General features: G+C 64.9%; 17 protein-coding genes, 1 tRNA gene and 1 other RNA gene. 5 read left to right on the top strand and 14 right to left on the bottom strand.

Going from position 1 to position 16190, the window contains the following annotated elements:
* Positions 1–34: 34 nt before the first annotated feature.
* Positions 35–661 (top strand): YitT family protein, encoded by a 627-nt coding sequence (locus ACNHGR_RS02670; RefSeq protein WP_184271555.1) that lies wholly within the window; start codon positions 35–37, stop codon positions 659–661.
* On the opposite strand, the gene ACNHGR_RS02665 is transcribed toward ACNHGR_RS02670, so the two are convergent.
* From ACNHGR_RS02665 to ACNHGR_RS02605, 13 genes are all read right to left on the bottom strand, one after another.
* Positions 658–1188 (bottom strand): hypothetical protein, encoded by a 531-nt coding sequence (locus ACNHGR_RS02665; protein ID WP_475284006.1) that lies wholly within the window; start codon positions 1186–1188, stop codon positions 658–660. The genes ACNHGR_RS02670 and ACNHGR_RS02665 overlap by 4 nt on opposite strands.
* The gene (gene hisI / locus ACNHGR_RS02660) at positions 1175–1558 is read right to left on the bottom strand and encodes a phosphoribosyl-AMP cyclohydrolase (RefSeq protein WP_311269942.1); all 384 of its coding nucleotides are present in this window, start codon (positions 1556–1558) and stop codon (positions 1175–1177) included. Before hisI ends, ACNHGR_RS02665 begins: the two co-directional genes overlap by 14 nt.
* Positions 1559–1689: 131 nt before the next feature.
* A tRNA-His gene (locus tag ACNHGR_RS02655) sits at positions 1690–1766 on the bottom strand.
* Positions 1767–1858: 92 nt separating this feature from the next.
* Positions 1859–2332 (bottom strand): septal ring lytic transglycosylase RlpA family protein, encoded by a 474-nt coding sequence (locus tag ACNHGR_RS02650; protein ID WP_475288306.1) that lies wholly within the window; start codon positions 2330–2332, stop codon positions 1859–1861.
* Between the two features lie 681 nt (positions 2333–3013).
* A complete protein-coding gene (locus ACNHGR_RS02645) occupies positions 3014–3286 on the bottom strand; it encodes an HU family DNA-binding protein (protein ID WP_024019962.1) in 273 nt (90 codons plus the stop codon).
* Positions 3287–3468: 182 nt separating this feature from the next.
* A complete protein-coding gene (gene lon, locus ACNHGR_RS02640; protein WP_184271543.1) occupies positions 3469–5865 on the bottom strand; it encodes an endopeptidase La in 2397 nt (798 codons plus the stop codon).
* Between the two features lie 318 nt (positions 5866–6183).
* On the bottom strand, positions 6184–6507 hold the full coding sequence (locus ACNHGR_RS02635) for a YbaB/EbfC family nucleoid-associated protein (protein WP_184271542.1): 324 nt from the start codon (positions 6505–6507) through the stop codon (positions 6184–6186).
* A gap of 3 nt (positions 6508–6510) precedes the next feature.
* Positions 6511–8133: a DNA polymerase III subunit gamma/tau gene (locus ACNHGR_RS02630; protein WP_475284005.1), complete on the bottom strand. Its 1623-nt coding sequence runs from the start codon at positions 8131–8133 to the stop codon at positions 6511–6513.
* Between the two features lie 52 nt (positions 8134–8185).
* Positions 8186–8283: signal recognition particle sRNA small type (gene ffs, locus ACNHGR_RS02625), an RNA gene on the bottom strand.
* Positions 8284–8372: 89 nt separating this feature from the next.
* The gene (blaSGM, locus tag ACNHGR_RS02620; protein ID WP_475288305.1) at positions 8373–9338 is read right to left on the bottom strand and encodes an SGM family class A beta-lactamase; all 966 of its coding nucleotides are present in this window, start codon (positions 9336–9338) and stop codon (positions 8373–8375) included.
* An 8-nt stretch (positions 9339–9346) separates the two neighbouring features.
* On the bottom strand, positions 9347–9682 hold the full coding sequence (locus ACNHGR_RS02615; protein WP_475284004.1) for a 2Fe-2S iron-sulfur cluster-binding protein: 336 nt from the start codon (positions 9680–9682) through the stop codon (positions 9347–9349).
* A 21-nt stretch (positions 9683–9703) separates the two neighbouring features.
* Positions 9704–10792: a cysteine desulfurase family protein gene (locus ACNHGR_RS02610; protein WP_475284003.1), complete on the bottom strand. Its 1089-nt coding sequence runs from the start codon at positions 10790–10792 to the stop codon at positions 9704–9706.
* A complete protein-coding gene (locus ACNHGR_RS02605) occupies positions 10789–11895 on the bottom strand; it encodes a cysteine desulfurase family protein (RefSeq protein ID WP_475284002.1) in 1107 nt (368 codons plus the stop codon). The genes ACNHGR_RS02610 and ACNHGR_RS02605 overlap by 4 nt, the downstream gene beginning before the upstream one ends.
* A gap of 144 nt (positions 11896–12039) precedes the next feature.
* Here ACNHGR_RS02605 and ACNHGR_RS02600 point away from each other — a divergent pair, with 144 nt between their 5' ends.
* Entirely contained in the window at positions 12040–12696 is a 657-nt protein-coding gene (locus tag ACNHGR_RS02600) for an alpha/beta hydrolase (RefSeq protein WP_155186460.1), read from the top strand.
* Between the two features lie 243 nt (positions 12697–12939).
* Positions 12940–14100 carry an HPP family protein gene (locus ACNHGR_RS02595; RefSeq protein WP_475284001.1) on the top strand — a complete coding sequence of 387 codons (1161 nt, stop codon included), beginning with the start codon at positions 12940–12942 and terminating at the stop codon, positions 14098–14100.
* On the opposite strand, the gene ACNHGR_RS02590 is transcribed toward ACNHGR_RS02595, so the two are convergent.
* A complete protein-coding gene (locus ACNHGR_RS02590) occupies positions 14054–14245 on the bottom strand; it encodes a hypothetical protein (RefSeq protein WP_475284000.1) in 192 nt (63 codons plus the stop codon). The genes ACNHGR_RS02595 and ACNHGR_RS02590 overlap by 47 nt on opposite strands.
* A 118-nt stretch (positions 14246–14363) precedes the next feature.
* On the opposite strand from ACNHGR_RS02590, the gene rpiB reads away from it, so the two are divergent.
* A complete protein-coding gene (gene rpiB / locus ACNHGR_RS02585; RefSeq protein ID WP_475283999.1) occupies positions 14364–14801 on the top strand; it encodes a ribose 5-phosphate isomerase B in 438 nt (145 codons plus the stop codon).
* Between the two features lie 12 nt (positions 14802–14813).
* Positions 14814–16115: a serine hydroxymethyltransferase gene (gene glyA / locus ACNHGR_RS02580; protein WP_475283998.1), complete on the top strand. Its 1302-nt coding sequence runs from the start codon at positions 14814–14816 to the stop codon at positions 16113–16115.
* Positions 16116–16190: the final 75 nt, after the last annotated feature.

Here is a 16190-nt window from a genome sequence, read left to right as displayed (position 1 = left end):
TGTCCACGGCGCCAACGCTTCACGGATATCGCCCATGCCGCCTGTCATCCCGACGCAGCAACCCGCTGCCCGCCCCCACAGCATCGCCGAAGATGGCTATGCCATCGCCATCGGCTGCGCCTTCATCGCCATGGGGCTGATGCTGCTGAAGGCCGCCAATCTCGTCACCGGCGGTATGGCGGGGATCGCGTTACTGCTGTCCTATCTGATCCATTGGTCGCCGGCGAGCCTGTTCCTGCTCATCAACATCCCCTTCTTCCTCTTCGCCGGCCGGGCGATGGGGATGGCGTTCGGCCTCAAGACATTGTTCGCCAATGTCGCGATCATGGGCGTGGGCCTGACCATGCCGGCCGCGCTTCAGATCGCCCGGGTCAGCCCCTTGTTCGCCGCCCTGTTCGGCGGCTCCATCATCGGTTTCGGCATATTGGCGATCGCCCGCCACGGCGCGGGCGTCGGCGGCGTGGGCGTGGTAGCGCTGATCCTGCAACGGCGGCGCGGCTGGAATGCCGGGCGCACGCAGATGTTGTGCGATATAGCGATCCTGTTGGGATCGCTGCCATTGCTCAGCTTCGAACGGTTCGGCCTGTCAGTCCTGTCCGCTGCGGCCATGAACATGGTGCTGATCGTCAATCACAGGCCGGGCCGTTATATCGGTCACTAATTTTCGCACAGCGCCTCACCGCTGCTGTCGCGCGCGCGCAGGGCGCTGGCGGCGTCGCTGGCGATGCGGGGAAAGCTGACCCCTTCCAGCGAACCGCGGCCTTCGCACAGGTCGGCGCAGGCCATATCGACCACGCCGGGCAGCGCCACCTGATCGCCATCATATTGCGCCACGACGATGCAGCGATCCCCGCCCTTGAAGCTGAGAATCAGCTTGTCGCCCGCGCGGCGCGCCGTCCCCTGCCCTCGGCAACTCTGATCCTCGCCGAAATTGGCCTGCAAGCCGAAGCGGAAGGCCGCATCCTTGGCCGGCATGACGCACAGCAGGTCGCGCCCGGCTTCATGGCTGCGCTGATACAGGCCAACCGGCGAGGTCTTGCTGCTGTCGGTAATCGCACCGCTCTCGATCGCGGCACGCTCCAGCCCCGACGCCGGCGCGCCACCTGCATCCGGGGCAGCGTCGGCCGCCACAGGCGCACGCTGGCACGCCGCCAGCAGGATCAGGAAAGCGAAGCTAGCCCGCCGCATCGACGGCAGGATCAACCAGCGTCAGGCCATCCGGCCCGACCCGGCGGAAGAAGCAGGAGCGGGCACCGGTATGGCAGGTGGGACCGGCCGGCACCGCCTTCACCCAGACGGCGTCCTGATCGCAATCGATGCGGATATCGCGCACTTGCAGCATGTGGCCGGACGTCTCGCCCTTCTTCCACAGCGACTGGCGACTGCGCGACCAGAAATGGGCCAGCCCCGTCTCGATCGTCAAGGCCAGCGCCTGCGCGTTCATATGCGCGACCATCAGCAGATCGCCGTCCGCGGCATCGGTCACCACGGCGGTAATCAGGCCATTGTCGTCATATTTGGGATTGAGGGTCAGCCCCGTGTCGCGCGCGTCGGTCATGCGGGCGCTATAGAGCATCGAACAGAAAAGTGGGAACCGCTTTTACGATCGAACCGCGCAGAAAAACGGCTACCTTCCCCGCCTTGTCCCCTGTCGGGACAGGCCCCTTACGGCAGGGGGAAAGCAGAAAATGGGGCGATCGACGGGATCCGAACCCGCGACCTCCGGTACCACAAACCGGCGCTCTAACCAACTGAGCTACGATCGCCACAGGGGCCGTAGCCCCGAGAGAAGGGCCACATATGCGGCCCATTACCGGTCGTCAAGCGATCAAACCGCAATGACGAATTTTTCCTGCCGCTACAGCCCCGACGCCTGCAATTGCGCCCGCAATTTCGCCAGCACGCTGCCCGGTACGCGCGGACGATCGGCGACGGGCTTGCCCTTGCGCAGCTTTTCCCGGTCCTTTTCCGGCGGATCGACGATGCGGACGCGCACCGCCGCATGGCCCTGCGCCCGGATACCCAGTTGCTCGGCCGCGCCACGCGACAGGTCGATCACCCGCCCCCGCCCGGCAAAGGGGCCGCGATCGTTGATCCGCACCAATATGGTCCGGCCGGTATCGAGCGCCGTCACCTCGACATAGCTGGGCAGTGGCAGGGTCGTGTGGGCGGCCGTCACCCATTTGGCGCGGAACTGCTCGCCATTGGCGGTACGATTGCCGGATTCCGATCCATACCAGCTGGCATAGCCCAGCATGTCATAAGATGGATCGGCGGCGGGCACATAGGTGGTGCCGCGGACCTTATAGGGCGGACCGATCTTCACCGGCATGTCGCGCACCGGACGATAATTGCCGCCACCACAGGCCGACAGCAGCAGCGCAGCCCCCAGCACCCAAACCGCCCCGATCGCTTTGCCCGTCTGTCGTCCCGTCATGCGCCCGTCCTAACGCGGGGATGCGGCAGGGTCGAGGGGCGGGTTGGCGGGAGGGGGCGTGGAACGAGAACGAACCGCCATGCGCCACCGTCACCCCAATAAAGACTGGAGGCGCAGGACATGGAGCGCAAGATCGCCTGAGATCCCAGCTTCCGCTGGGATGACGGTAAAGGTCGGTTGACGACCAGATGCGGACGTTCCTTTTACCCTCTCCCGCCTTCGCGGGAGAGGCAACGGAGACTTGGCAGCTTGCTGCCTAGTCGCAGTCGGTGAGGGTCTTCTTCGTTCTACACAGGCACTTCCGGCCTGCAGGAAGAAAGACCCTCACCCAACCCTCTCCCGTGAAGACGGGAGAGGGCTTAAAAAAAACCGCCCGTCTCCTCACCACCCAAAGCCACCCTCCCAAAAAGAAAGGGACGAAAAGGCAGCGCCCTTTCGTCCCTTTCGCCTTTCGGCGTCTCACGGCGCGAAGGCTATGCCTCCTGTCGCCGCACCACTCTCCTGAAAACTTTCCGGCCGCGACGCCGGTACAGGGTCAACTGGTGGGCGCCCGCCGGATGGCAGGCGCCGCGCCCCTTAGTTGACCGAATCCTTCAGGCCCTTGCCGGCCTTGAACTTCGGCTGGGCCGAAGCCTTGATGGTCATGGTTTCGCCGGTGCGCGGGTTGCGGCCGGTCGAAGCCTTGCGCTGCGAAACCGAGAAAGTGCCGAAACCGACGAGGCGCACTTCGTCGCCCTTCTTCAGAGCGCCGGTGATGGCGTCGAACACGCCCTCGACGGCCTTCGTCGCGTCATTCTTGCTGAGGCCGCTGCTTTCAGCGACTGCGCTGATCAGATCCTGCTTGTTCATGCCTTGGGAACCCCCTTGTGCTGTTTGGTTGTATTAGGAATCGCGGCGTAGGGGGCGCAATAAGGCCCGGATTCCTGCGCCTGTCAAAGGGAAAGCGACAAAGTACCCGGCTCGAACCCAAATTTGCGCCCACTTGCGCAACATAGGTCAAACCCCCGGATAGCCGCCGCTTTCTGCCCCTGTTAGTGCCGCAGAGCGGGATCGCCGTCGCGGCCGGACACATTGCTCGGCTGGGCGGCGAGGTCGTCCTCTTCGGTCCAGGCAATCGCTTCGGGCACGGAAGCCAGCGCACGGGCGAGCACTTCGTCCACATGGCTGACCGGCACGATTTCCAGCCCTTCACGAATGTTGGCCGGAATTTCCGCTAGGTCTTTCTCGTTTTCCTGGGGGATCAGCACCGTCTTGATGCCACCGCGCAGAGCCGCCAGCAGCTTCTCCTTCAGGCCACCGATCGGCAGTACACGCCCGCGCAGCGTGACCTCGCCGGTCATGGCGACATCCTTGTGGACGGGAATGCCGGTGAGCGTCGACACGATGGTCGTGACCATGCCGATGCCGGCCGAGGGGCCATCCTTGGGCACCGCCCCTTCGGGCAAGTGGATATGGATGTCCTTGCGGTTGAACAGGCTCGGCTTGATGCCATAGCCGGGCGAGCGCGCCTTCACATAGGAGAAGGCAGCCTGCACCGATTCGTTCATCACTTCGCCCAGCTTGCCGGTGGTCTTGATCGCCCCCTTGCCGGGCACCGTCACCGCCTCGATCGTCAGCAATTCGCCGCCAACCTCGGTCCACGCCAGTCCGGTCACCGCGCCGATCTGATCCTCTTCCTCGCCAACGCCATGACGGAATTTCCGCACGCCAGCAAAATCGTCTAGGTTGTCGGGCGTTATGACGATCTTCTCATAAGCGCCTTCAAGGATCTTCCGCAGCGCCTTGCGCGCCAGTCGCGCGACTTCGCGCTCCAGCGTACGGACGCCTGCCTCACGGGTATAATAGCGGATGAGGTCGCGGATCGCTTCCTCGGTCACCTCGAACTCGCCATCCTTCAGGCCATGCGCCTCGATCTGCTTGGCGATCAGGTGGCGCTGGGCGATCTCGACCTTCTCATCCTCGGTATAGCCTTCCAGCCGGATGATCTCCATGCGGTCGAGCAAAGGCTGCGGCAAATTCAACGAGTTGGCCGTCGTCACGAACATGATGTCCGAAAGGTCGACGTCGATTTCCAGATAATGATCCTGGAACTTGCTATTCTGTTCCGGGTCCAGCACTTCGAGCAGCGCCGACGCAGGATCGCCCCGGAAATCCTGGCCCAGCTTGTCGATCTCATCCAGCAGGAACAGCGGGTTCATCGTCCCCGCCTTCTTGAGGTTGGTCACGATCTTGCCCGGCAGCGAGCCGATATAAGTGCGGCGATGGCCGCGAATTTCGGCCTCGTCGCGCACGCCGCCCAGCGACTGACGCACGAACTCACGCCCGGTCGCCTTGGCGATCGAGCGGCCCAGCGAGGTCTTGCCCACGCCCGGCGGGCCGACGAGGCACAGGATCGGCCCCTTCAGCTTGTTGGTGCGCGCCTGAACCGCCAGATATTCGATGATCCGGTCCTTGACCTTCTCCAGCGCGAAATGATCCTCATCGAGGATATCCTGCGCCTTCTTGAGGTCATTCTTGACCTTGCCCTTCTTGCCCCAGGGCAGGCCGAGCAGGACGTCGAGATAGTTGCGGACGACCGTAGCCTCAGCCGACATGGGCTGCATGCCCTTGAGCTTCTTCAGCTCCGCCGTCGCCTTGGCGCGGGCTTCCTTGCTCAGCTTGGTCTTGGCGATCTTCTCGGTCAGTTCGGCGAGTTCGTCGCCCTCCTCACCCTCGCCATTGCCAAGCTCGCGCTGGATCGCCTTCAACTGCTCGTTCAGATAATATTCGCGCTGGGTCTTTTCCATCTGGCGCTTCACGCGGCCACGGATCTTCTTTTCGACCTGGAGCACGCCCAGTTCGCCTTCCATGAAGGCGAAGACCATTTCGAGGCGCTTGACCGGATCGGCCTCGACCAGCAGCGACTGCTTATCGGATACCTTGACGTTGATGTTCGCGGACACGGCATCGGCCAGACGCCCGGCATCCTCGATCTCGCGCAGCTGCACCGGCGTTTCGGCCGGCAGCTTCTTGTTGAGCTTGGCGTAATTCTCGAACTGTTCGGCGACCGACCGCATCAGCGCGGCGGCTTCCGGCCCTTCGGCCACAATTTCCTCAACGTCATGGACGTTGGCGACCAGATAGGAATCGCGCGTTTCCATCGAATCGAGCTGGGCACGATGCTTGCCCTCCACCAGCACGCGCACCGTGCCATCGGGCAGCTTCAGCAACTGCAGCACGATCGCCACGACGCCAGTGTCGTAGAGCGAATCCCGACCCGGATCATCCTCTGCCGGGTCCAGCTGCGACACGAGGAAGATTTCCTTCGATCCTTCCATCGCCGCTTCCAGTGCGGCAACGCTCTTGTCACGGCCGACGAAGAGCGGGACGATCATCTGCGGGAAGACGACGATGTCGCGCAGCGGCAGAAGGGGATATTGCACAGTCATTCAGTCTCCGGGGCCGAAGCGAAGCGGCCCTCTCCTACGGTTCATCGCCATTATGGGGATGCCCGTCGCGGCAATCAATTGCCCATGAAGCGAATGTGACATTCGCTTCATGACCTCCATCAGCTTATTGATGGCCCGAAAACGGGCCACCAACTGTCATAATGGCGCAACGATGAACGAAGGGTGATCGATCCATCGCCTGTGAAACGCGCTTTCGCGCATTTCGGTAGCGGCACCAGCCCACTCCCCCGCTCGGCCACCCAACGGCAGTATCATATGGGTGGCCGGGCGGGGGAGTGGGCTGGTGCGGTCCACGAATCAGAACGGCAGCTTGAAGCCGGGGGGCAGCGACAGGCCGGCGGTCATCTTGCCCATTTCGGCGTTGCTGACTTCATCCGCCTTCTTCCGCGCGTCGTTGAACGCGGCCGTAATCAGGTCTTCCAGCATCTGCTTTTCCGATGGGGCGAGCAGGCTTTCGTCGATCGACACGCCCAGGATGCGTCCCTTGGCCGACGCCTTGACCTTCACCAGACCGCCGCCGGCCGCGCCTTCGACTTCCAGCTTGTCCAGGCCATCCTGCGCCCGCTGCAATTCTTCCTGAACACGGCTCGCCATGCCCAATATGTCGTTCAGATCCTTCATATCTTACGCACTCCATTGTTCGAGCTTGTCGTCCAGCTCGGCATCGGGGAAGGCCGCCATCGCCGCCTTGACCACCGGGGTTTCCAATATTTCCGCGCGGGCCGCGGCTTTTTCGGCCTGCTCCTGCTGTTGCAGGGTCGCGCCGCCGCCGCTTTCCTCCAGCCGCACGGTCCATTTCGTGCCGGGCAGCGCGCTGTTGAGCGCCTGCGTCAGGTCACGCTTGAAATCGCCCTGCGGCCAGTCATGGGTCAACCGCACCGCCACGTCCGGCGGATCGAGCGACACCAGTGCGGCGCAATCATTCAGATGATTGGCCAGCGATGGCTTGGACCGGTCGACCAGCGCCACCAGATCCTGCATCGTGCGGGGCAGCGCAGCGGAGGGTTCGGATGGCAGCCGCGCCTGTTCGACACCTTGCGGCGCAGCCAGCCCAGCCGGCACACCTTCGCGCAGCATCCGCGCCAGTTCGGCCGGATCGGGCATGGTCGCCGCGTGCATCACGCGCAGCAGCGCCATTTCGCAGCTTTCGATCGGCAGGACGGCGCTCGCCACCTCGTCATGGCCCTTCAGCAGCAATTGCCACAGGCGATGCAGCGGCGCGAAGCCCAGTTGCGACGCCCAGTCGGCAATCGCCTCCCGCTCCTCGGCCGACTGGCCGGGGCTGGCGATATCGCGCCCGGCCTTCACCAAGGTCACCGCATGGGTCAGTTCCAGCAGGCCGCGCATCAGCGCCAGCGGCTCGACGCCCAGCGCATATTGATCGCGCACGGCGCTGAGCAGCGCGCCAGTATCACCCTCCAGCAACAAGCCGAGCAGCCGGCGGGTGGAACCGCGATCGGACAGGCCCAGCATGTCGCGCACCTGGGTCGCCGTCACCAGCAGCGCTGCGCCATTTTCGCCTTCGCCCATTTCGGCATGGGCGATCGCCTGGTCGAGGATGGACAGGCCATCACGCGCGGACCCTTCCGCCGCCTGCGCGATCAGCGCCAGCGCATCGGCTTCGGCCGTCACGCCTTCCTTGTCGCAGATATTGGCGAAGTGACTGGCCAGCAGCTCGGCGGGAATACGGCGCAGGTCGAACCGCTGACAGCGCGACAGCACCGTCACCGGCACCTTGTTCACCTCGGTCGTGGCGAACAGGAATTTCACATGGGCCGGCGGCTCCTCCAGCGTCTTCAACAGCGCGTTGAAGGCATTCTTGGAGAGCATATGGACTTCGTCTATGATGTAGATCTTGTAGCGCGCCGAAACGGCGGCGTAGCGCACCGCCTCGATAATCTCGCGCACGTCATCGACACCGGTATGGCTGGCGGCGTCCATTTCTACCACGTCGATATGCCGCCCCTCGGCAATGGCGACGCAGGGTTCGCATATGCCGCACGGGTCGATGGTCGGGCCGCCCTGCCCGTCCGGGCCGACGCAGTTCAGCGCCTTGGCGATCAGGCGCGCGGTGGACGTCTTCCCCACCCCGCGCACACCGGTCATCAGAAAGGCATGGGCCAGCCGCCCGCGCCGGATCGCATTGCCCAGCGTCTGGACCATGGCATCCTGCCCGATAAGCTCGCTGAAACTGCGCGATCGATATTTGCGCGCAAGGACGCGGTAGGGCTGCGGTGAATCGGACATAGCTTACGTCCTAGCCGCTTGCGCAGCTATTGTCGAAGATGGATGCTGTTTGAAAAGTAGGAGCCGGAACGACCCGTGACGAAATCACTGTGGCTGCTTCCGTCAGGACCTGACCCGGTTCGCGACGATCACGTCCGCCCGACTCCCGGCGCGGCATATGGCGAAGTGATGACGGGATGGCAAGGGGGCTTTCACACCCTCTTGTCCCCCTCCCTGAGAGGGAGGGGGACACAGGGTTATTATTCCAGCCCGCTCTTCTGCGCCTTCGCGACGAAGGCGAGCGCGGCCTGCGCCGTTTCCGCGATCGCGGCTTCGGCCTTCTTCGCGTCCACGGTCGGCCGGTCGAGATAGATGGCGAGGATATATTCGTCGCCGGCCGGCGATTTCACCAGCGCCACGTCATTATAGGCGGTGCCGCACGTCCCGGTCTTGCTGCCCGACGTCCAGCCCTGCGGCAGACCGGCCTTGATCCGCTTGTCGCCGGTGCTGCTGGCATTGAACCAGGTGCGCAGCGTCTCTGCACTCTCCTGCTTCATGTCGCGGAAGAAGAGCCGCCCCATCAGCCCGGCCATCGCGGCAGGCGATGTGGTGTCGCGCGGATCACCCTCTGCATTTTCGTTGAGCGTCGGCTCATTACGGTCGAGCCGCGACACGGTGTCGCCATGCGCGCGCATGAAGGCAGTCAGCCCCGGCGGTCCGCCCAGCATCGGCAACAGCAGGTTGGCGGCACTATTGTCGCTCACCTCGACCGCCGCCTGCGCCAGTTCGCCCATGCTCATCCGGCCGCGCTTCTTGTTCTTCTTCACCACCGGGGCGTAATCGAGAATATCGTCGCCGCTGAACGGAATCGTCCCCTCCAGCCCGAACTTGCCGGCCTCCGCGCCAATCAGCACGGCGGCGGCCAGCGGCGCCTTGAAGGTCGAGCACATGGCGAACCGCTCGTCGCGATTGAAGCCCAGCAGCAACGCCCCGGACTTGTCGACCAGCGCCACGCCCAACCGGCCGCCCGTCTCCTTCTCGATCTCCGCCGGGTTGCGCACCGACGCCAGCGCCGACTGCGGCACCAGATAGCGCGGCGCCGCCGGCATCAGCGAATCGAGCGCGCCGGTCGGCACCGGCTCCTTGGCCGGCGCCTTCTTCTTGTCGGCGGCAAGCGAAGGCGTGGCGATCAGCGCCAGCGCGGTAAAAGCAGTCAATATCTTCATGGAAGCGGTCACATGCCCTGCATATTGTTGAATTCGCCCGGAATGCGGACGGTCAGCGCATCCAGCCTGCCGTCCAGCACGACCTGACAGGCCAGCCGGCTGGTGCGCGTGGCGGCCGCCGCCAGGTCGAGCATATCCTCTTCATCCTCGCTGGCGCGCGGCAGTTTCGCGAAATCATCGGCGTCGATGATGACATGACAGGTGGAACAGGCCATCTGTCCTTCGCAGGTGCCTTCCAGCGGCTGACCGGCGCCCTGCGCTATGTCCAGCAGCACCGACCCGGCGGGCGCGTCCACATCCTGCCGTCGTTCGCCGTCGGCGCTGATGAAGGTGACCCTGGTCATGTTCTGCGTGCGCTCCCTTTGTCACGGCACCGCTTGTACGGCTGCCGCGTCCTGCAATGCTTCTGCTGCCCTCTCCAACTCCTGCGGCGTGGTGTAGCGGCCAAAGCCGATCCGCACCGATCCGCGCGCCTGCGTATCTGTCAGCCCCAGTGCGCGCAGCACATGGCTAGGCCGCCCGGACCCGCTTGCGCAAGCGCTACCGAGTGAAAAAGCGACATTGCGGCAATGGGACAACAGTCTTGCCCCATCGATTCCCTCGCGCCGCAGGTTGAGATTGCCGGCGTAGCGTTGCGTCGCCGAGCCATTCAACGTCCAGTCGACAAACAGGCTGCGCGCCAGCAGGCTGAGGCTTTGGACATGCGCACGATCGTCATCGGCCCGCTCCCGCATCAGCCTCGCGGCCGCGCCAAAGCCGGCGCAGAGCGCGGGGGAGAGCGTGCCGGACCGCAGCCCCCCTTCCTGCCCGCCGCCGTGGATCAGCGGCGCGGGCCGCACCCCGTCACGCAGCCACAGCGCGCCGATCCCCTTGGGGCCGTGGATCTTGTGCGCGCTGATCGCCACCATGTCGCAGGTCGACGGGATCGGCACCCGGCCATAGCCCTGCACCGCGTCGCACAGCAGCAAGGCACCGGCGGCATGGGCGAGGTCCGCCAGCGCGGCGACCGGCTGGATCACGCCAATCTCGTTATTCACCAGCATTGCGACAACGAGTGAGACACCTGGAACGATCGCCATCGCGGCGGCCCCCATGTCGACGAGGCCATCGGCTCCGACCGGCAGAACCGTCACGTCGCGTCCGATGCGACGCATCGCCTCCACCGTGTCCAGCACGGCAGCATGTTCGGTGGCGATGGTGACGATGCCGCCCGTAGGCGCGCCCTGGATCGCGATGTTCAGTGCTTCGGTCGCGCCGGAGGTGAAGAGCAGCTTGCCGCCTGGCGGCAGCAACGGGGCGATGGCGTCGCGGGCGACCTCCACCTGCGCGGCAGCGGCCCGGCCCAGCCGATGCGCGCTGTGCGGATTGGCGAACTGGTCGCGCAGCAGCGGCACCATGGCGTCAAACGCTTCGGGCGCGAGCGGCGTCGTCGCCTGATAATCCAGATAGATCATCGCTTTGCCTTCTGAGCCATGGCGGTCCAGACGTCGATGAAGCTGTCCAACTCGCTGTCGCAAGTCTGCGGGCCGAAGCTGATCCGCACCACTTCGGCGGCCTCTCCATCGCTCCAGCCCATTGCCCCCAGCACATGACTGGTCTTGAGCGAACCGGACGAACAGGCGCTGCCCGCCGATACCGATATGCCCTTCATGTCGAACTGGATCAGTTGGGCGCGGGCCGACAGGCCGGGCATGCGATAACTGGCGATAGTGGGCAGGCGCGACGCATCGCGCGCGACGATGATGCCGCCCGCCGCCTCGATCGCAGCATCCAGTCGCGCGCGCATGGCGGCGGCGCGCGGCAACCAGTCCTCCCGCGCCTCCAGCGCCGCCGCCATGGCGAGGATCGCGGGCAGATTTTCCGTCCCGGCGCGATAGCCCTGCTCCTGCCCGCCACTCGGCTCGATCAGCGCCAGGTCGCGGAGCAACAGCGCGCCGATGCCTGGTGGCCCGCCGAATTTATGCGCGCTGATCGCGATCATGTCCGCGTCCGGCAGGGCCAGCTTGCCCGCGCTCTGGGCGCAATCGGCGAACAGGATTGCACCACCCCGGTCGATCGTGTCGAGCGGCTGGATCACGCCCGTCTCGTTGTTGACATGCTGCACGGCCAGCACAGACTTTTGATCCGTTCGGGCTGAGCCTGTCGAAGCCCCGCCCTTCTCTTCCGAAGAACAGGGAAGCCCTTCGACAAGCTCAGGGCGAACGGCGTTTTGGACTACTCCATTCCCGTCCACCGCAAGCCGCCCCGCGCCCTTGGTCACGCGCAACACGGCGTCATGCTCCACAGGCGAAGTGATGATCGACCCCGCCTTGGCGCGTGTCAAACCGATGCCGATCGCCTCGCTCGCGCCGGAGGTGAAGATGACATGCCCGTTCCACCCGAGCGCAGCGGCGATCCGCCTGCGTGCGTCCTCAAGGCGAGCCCGCGCGGCGCGGCCGTCGGCATGGGGGCTGGACGGGTTGGCCCAACTGGCCATTGCCCCCACCATCGCAGCCTGCGCGGCGGGCAGCATGGGCGTGGTGGCGGCATGATCGAGATAAATACGTGTAGCGGCCAAGCAGCATTACTCAATTGATTGCGGAAATGGCGGCGGCATCTATATAGGCGGTTTGCCGCGCTGCGCCAGCGTGAAGCCTTCGCCTGCGCGCACCGATCCCATCCCGCTGCCTCCAAAGGGCGGCCCAGAACCATAACAGGTGCCATGCCCGACGTCATTTTCCCCGGACCCGAAGGCCGCCTCGAAGGCCGCTTCAGCCCCCCGCCCCGCCCGCGCGCGCCGGTCGCCATGATCCTGCACCCGCATCCGCAGGGCGGCGGCACGATGAACGACCGCATCACCCAGGCACTGTACAAGACCTTCGTGAAGCGCGGCTTTGCCGTGTTGCGCTTCAATTTCCGGGGTGTCGGCCGCAGTCAGGGCACGTTCGACAATGGCATCGGCGAACTGTCCGATGCCGCAGCGGCGCTCGACTGGGTGCAGAGCTTCCACCCCGAAGCGCAGACCACCTGGATCGCGGGCTTCTCCTTCGGCGCCTGGATCGGCATGCAGTTGCTGATGCGCCGCCCCGAAATCCGCGGCTTCATCTCAGTCGCGCCGCCCGCCAACATGTACGACTTCTCCTTCCTCGCGCCTTGCCCCTCCTCGGGCATCATCGTGCAGGGCACGTCGGACGAGGTTGTGACCGCCAGCGCCGTGCAGAAGCTGGTGGACAAGCTGCGCACGCAGAAGGGCATCACCATCCATCATGATGAAATTCGCGGCGCGAACCATTTCTTCGAGCATGAACTCGACCAGCTGATGAAGTCGGTCGACAATTATCTCGACATGCGCCTGTCGCCGGATTCGCCGATCCGCTGATCGTCCGGACAGGAACACCGAAAAGGCCGCCCCAGGAGGCGGCCTTTTTTTATGCCGAGGGAGAGGCTGGAACCCGGCGGTGGGGACTGGGATGCCGGGTTCCATAGACCAGAACGACACCCCGCCCGCCGCCTTGATTAGACATTGGTCGAAATCGATACATTTCCTCAGCCAATACGCCCTTTACCCCCGCCTATATTTTCCCGCTTGGCCTGTTCGCCGGACCGGCCTAGCCGCACAGCCATGTCAGACGCGCCCAACCATGACGCCCAACAGATCAGGCACCACACCGGACGCCTGATCTGGAGCCGCTATTATAGCGCCTTCATTCCTGCCGGCCCGGCCGGTCCCAGCCTGTTCGACCGGCTGAAGGCCGCCAGCGGTGCGATCGGCGGGATCGCGATCACGGGGCTGTTGTGCGGGCTGATGCTGGGCAATGGCCTCGCCCATCCGTTGCTGGTCGCGCCAATGGGCGCATCCGCCGTTCTGCTGTTCGCCGTCCCCGCCAGCCCGCTCGCCCAACCCTGGCCGGTGCTGGGCGGCAACGTGATTTCCGCGCTGGTCGGCATCTTCGTGGCAAAGGCGGTGCCCGATCCCACCTTCGCTGCCGCTTTGGCGGTGGGCGCGGCGATTGCCGTCATGTCGCTGCTGCGCTGCCTGCACCCGCCCGGCGGCGCGGTCGCCCTGTCCGCCGCGCTGGGCGTGAAGGGCATCGCGAGCAGTTATATGTTCGCGCTGGTGCCGGTCGGCGTGAACACGCTGCTGCTGCTGGTCGTCGCCATCCTCTTCCACCGGATAGCCGGCCATAATTATCCGCATGTCGCACCCAAAGCGCCAGCGCGCCATGGCACCGCCGATCCCGCGCCATTGCTGCGCGCCGGCCCGAGTGAACAGGACGTCGCCGATGCGCTGAAGGGCTATGGCGACGCGCTCGACGTGGATGAAGCGGACCTGCGGCAATTGCTGGCCGACGCCGAATTGCACGCTGCCGAGCGGCTGCACGGCACCATCCCCTGCGCGCAGATCATGTCGCGCGACGTCATCCATGTCCTCGCCAGCCAGCCGATCACGCAGGTCCGCGTGCTGATGCAGGATCGCGGCCTGCTGTCGCTTCCGGTGCTGGACGATGCTGGCCGAGTGCAGGGCATTATCGGTGCGCTGGATCTGGGCAAGGACGGGGCAAAGGCCGGCGACATCGCCCGACGGCCATTACTGGTCCACGAAGACACGCCCGTCGCCCGGCTTATCGGGCCGCTCAGCAGCGGCGCCCGCCGCGCCGCAATCGTGGTCGATGCCGATCATCATTTGCAGGGGCTGGTGACGCAGACCGATCTGCTGGCGGCAATGGCGCTGCAGGCTAGCGCTGCTCCAGCATCGGCACATCCGGCCCCGGAATCGCACTGATCGCGACATTGCCGAACATCACCAGCCCCGCGACGATCATCAGCGCGCCGCGCTTGCGGTCGCCCTTCTTCACGATCGTATAGACGCCGCCGCCCGTGAGCAGCACGCCCGCGAGCATCAATATGGATAAAATCGTGCCAGCCATGGGGCTTGGCATAAGGGGGAAGCTGGACGGTGGCAATTGCCCGGCTCTCCCCCTATGAGGCGCGCAGAAACGAATCACCCCTCGGTGCAGGCCCCTTCCGGGAAGGAACGCTTCTTACATGAAAATCGCCATCGCTTCCGATCATGCCGCCGTCGATCTGAAGGCGGAACTCGCCCTATGGCTGCGCGATGAAGGGCATGAGGTCGACGATTTGGGTCCGGCGACCGCTGACCGCGTCGATTATCCGGATTTTGGTTACAAACTCGCGACGGCCGTGGCGGCGGGCGCTGCCGAGCGTGGCATTGCGCTGTGCGGCTCGGGCATCGGCATTTCGATCGCGGTCAACCGCAACCCCGCCTGCCGCTGCGCGCTGGTGGGCGAGCCGCTGTCGGCCGCCCTGTCGCGCGAACATAATGACGCCAATGTGCTCGCCATGGGCGCGCGCCTGACTGGCGTGGACATGGCCAAGGCCTGCGTCACCGCTTTCCTCACCACCGAATTCGGCGGTGGCCGCCATGCCGGCCGCGTCGAAAAGCTCTCCCAGCCCGCGCTCTGAAAGGAAGTTTCGATGAGCACTGACACCCTTGCCGCCGCCATTCGCCAGGACGGCTTCTTCAGCGAATCGCTGGCCAGCGCGGACCCGGAAATCTTCGGCGCGATCGGCAATGAGCTGAAGCGCCAGCAGGACAAGATCGAACTGATCGCGTCCGAAAACATCGTGTCCAAGGCTGTCCTTGAGGCCGCCGGCTCGATCTTCACCAACAAATATGCCGAAGGCTATCCGGGCAAGCGCTATTATGGCGGCTGCGAATATGCCGACGTCGTGGAAACGCTGGCGATCGAGCGCGCCAAGAAATTGTTCGGCGCCAACTTTGCCAACGTCCAGCCCAATAGCGGCAGCCAGATGAACCAGGCCGTGTTCCTGGCCCTGCTCCAGCCGGGCGACGTGTTCATGGGCCTCGACCTGTCGTCGGGCGGCCACCTGACCCACGGATCGCCGGTCAACATGTCGGGCAAGTGGTTCAAGCCGGTTGCCTATGGCGTGCGCGAAGACGACCACACCATCGACATGGACGAAGTCGCCCGCATCGCGCGCGAAAACAAGCCCAAGCTCATTATCTGCGGCGGCACGGCCTATTCGCGCGTCTGGGACTTCAAGCGCTTCCGCGAGATCGCCGACGAAGTGGGCGCCTATCTGCTGGCCGACATGTCGCACTTCTCCGGCCTCGTCGCCGGCGGCGCGCACCCCTCGCCGGTGCCGTACGCCCATGTCACCACCACCACGACCCACAAGTCGCTGCGCGGTCCGCGTTCGGGCATCATCCTGTCCAATGACGAGGCGATCGCAAAGAAGCTGAACAGCGCGATCTTCCCCGGTCTTCAGGGCGGCCCGCTGATGCACATCATCGCGGCCAAGGCAGTGGCCTTCAAGGAAGCGCTGACCCCTGAGTTCAAGGCCTATGCCCATCAGGTCGTCGCCAACGCCCGCGCGCTGGCTGAAACGCTGGCCGATGCCGGCCTGTCGATCGTGTCGGGCGGCACCGACAATCATCTGATGCTGGTCGACCTGCGCGCCAAGAACACCACCGGCAAGGCAGCGGAAAAGGCGCTCGATCGCGCCTATATCACCTGCAACAAGAACAACGTGCCGTTCGACACGGCCAGCCCGTTCGTCACCTCGGGCGTGCGCCTCGGCACCCCGGCCGGCACGACGCGCGGCTTCCGTGAGGAAGAATTCCGCGAAATCGGCCGCCTGATCGCCGAAGTCGTGGAAGGCCTGAAGCGCAATGGCGATGAAGGCGACGGCCAGGTCGAAGCCCATGTCCGCGAAAAGGTGCTGGGCCTGACCGCGCGCTTCCCGATCTACTAAAGACTATCAAAGCCCCTCCCTTTCGGGTTTGAATGAGGCGACGCCTCGATCGAACCTGATCGGGAGGGGCTTTTA

The organism is Sphingobium sp. RS1, from assembly GCF_056156825.1.
The sequence above is the reverse complement of the archived record's forward strand: the minus strand, read 5'-3'. Positions and strand labels throughout refer to the sequence as shown.

Coding starts and splice junctions, on each gene's coding strand:
- ACNHGR_RS02665 (WP_475284006.1), bottom strand. CDS start 1,188: ATGCGGCGGGCTAGCTTCGCTTTCCTGATCCTGCTGGCGGCGTGCCAG.
- hisI (WP_311269942.1), bottom strand. CDS start 1,558: ATGACCGACGCGCGCGACACGGGGCTGACCCTCAATCCCAAATATGAC.
- ACNHGR_RS02650 (WP_475288306.1), bottom strand. CDS start 2,332: ATGCCGGTGAAGATCGGTCCGCCCTATAAGGTCCGCGGCACCACCTAT.
- ACNHGR_RS02615 (WP_475284004.1), bottom strand. CDS start 9,682: ATGACCAGGGTCACCTTCATCAGCGCCGACGGCGAACGACGGCAGGAT.
- ACNHGR_RS02610 (WP_475284003.1), bottom strand. CDS start 10,792: ATGATCTATCTGGATTATCAGGCGACGACGCCGCTCGCGCCCGAAGCG.
- ACNHGR_RS02590 (WP_475284000.1), bottom strand. CDS start 14,245: ATGGCTGGCACGATTTTATCCATATTGATGCTCGCGGGCGTGCTGCTC.
- ACNHGR_RS02670 (WP_184271555.1), top strand. CDS start 35: ATGCCGCCTGTCATCCCGACGCAGCAACCCGCTGCCCGCCCCCACAGC.
- glyA (WP_475283998.1), top strand. CDS start 14,814: ATGAGCACTGACACCCTTGCCGCCGCCATTCGCCAGGACGGCTTCTTC.
- rpiB (WP_475283999.1), top strand. CDS start 14,364: ATGAAAATCGCCATCGCTTCCGATCATGCCGCCGTCGATCTGAAGGCG.
- ACNHGR_RS02630 (WP_475284005.1), bottom strand. CDS start 8,133: ATGTCCGATTCACCGCAGCCCTACCGCGTCCTTGCGCGCAAATATCGA.
- ACNHGR_RS02645 (WP_024019962.1), bottom strand. CDS start 3,286: ATGAACAAGCAGGATCTGATCAGCGCAGTCGCTGAAAGCAGCGGCCTC.
- ACNHGR_RS02635 (WP_184271542.1), bottom strand. CDS start 6,507: ATGAAGGATCTGAACGACATATTGGGCATGGCGAGCCGTGTTCAGGAA.
- ACNHGR_RS02595 (WP_475284001.1), top strand. CDS start 12,940: ATGTCAGACGCGCCCAACCATGACGCCCAACAGATCAGGCACCACACC.
- blaSGM (WP_475288305.1), bottom strand. CDS start 9,338: ATGAAGATATTGACTGCTTTTACCGCGCTGGCGCTGATCGCCACGCCT.
- ACNHGR_RS02600 (WP_155186460.1), top strand. CDS start 12,040: ATGCCCGACGTCATTTTCCCCGGACCCGAAGGCCGCCTCGAAGGCCGC.
- lon (WP_184271543.1), bottom strand. CDS start 5,865: ATGACTGTGCAATATCCCCTTCTGCCGCTGCGCGACATCGTCGTCTTC.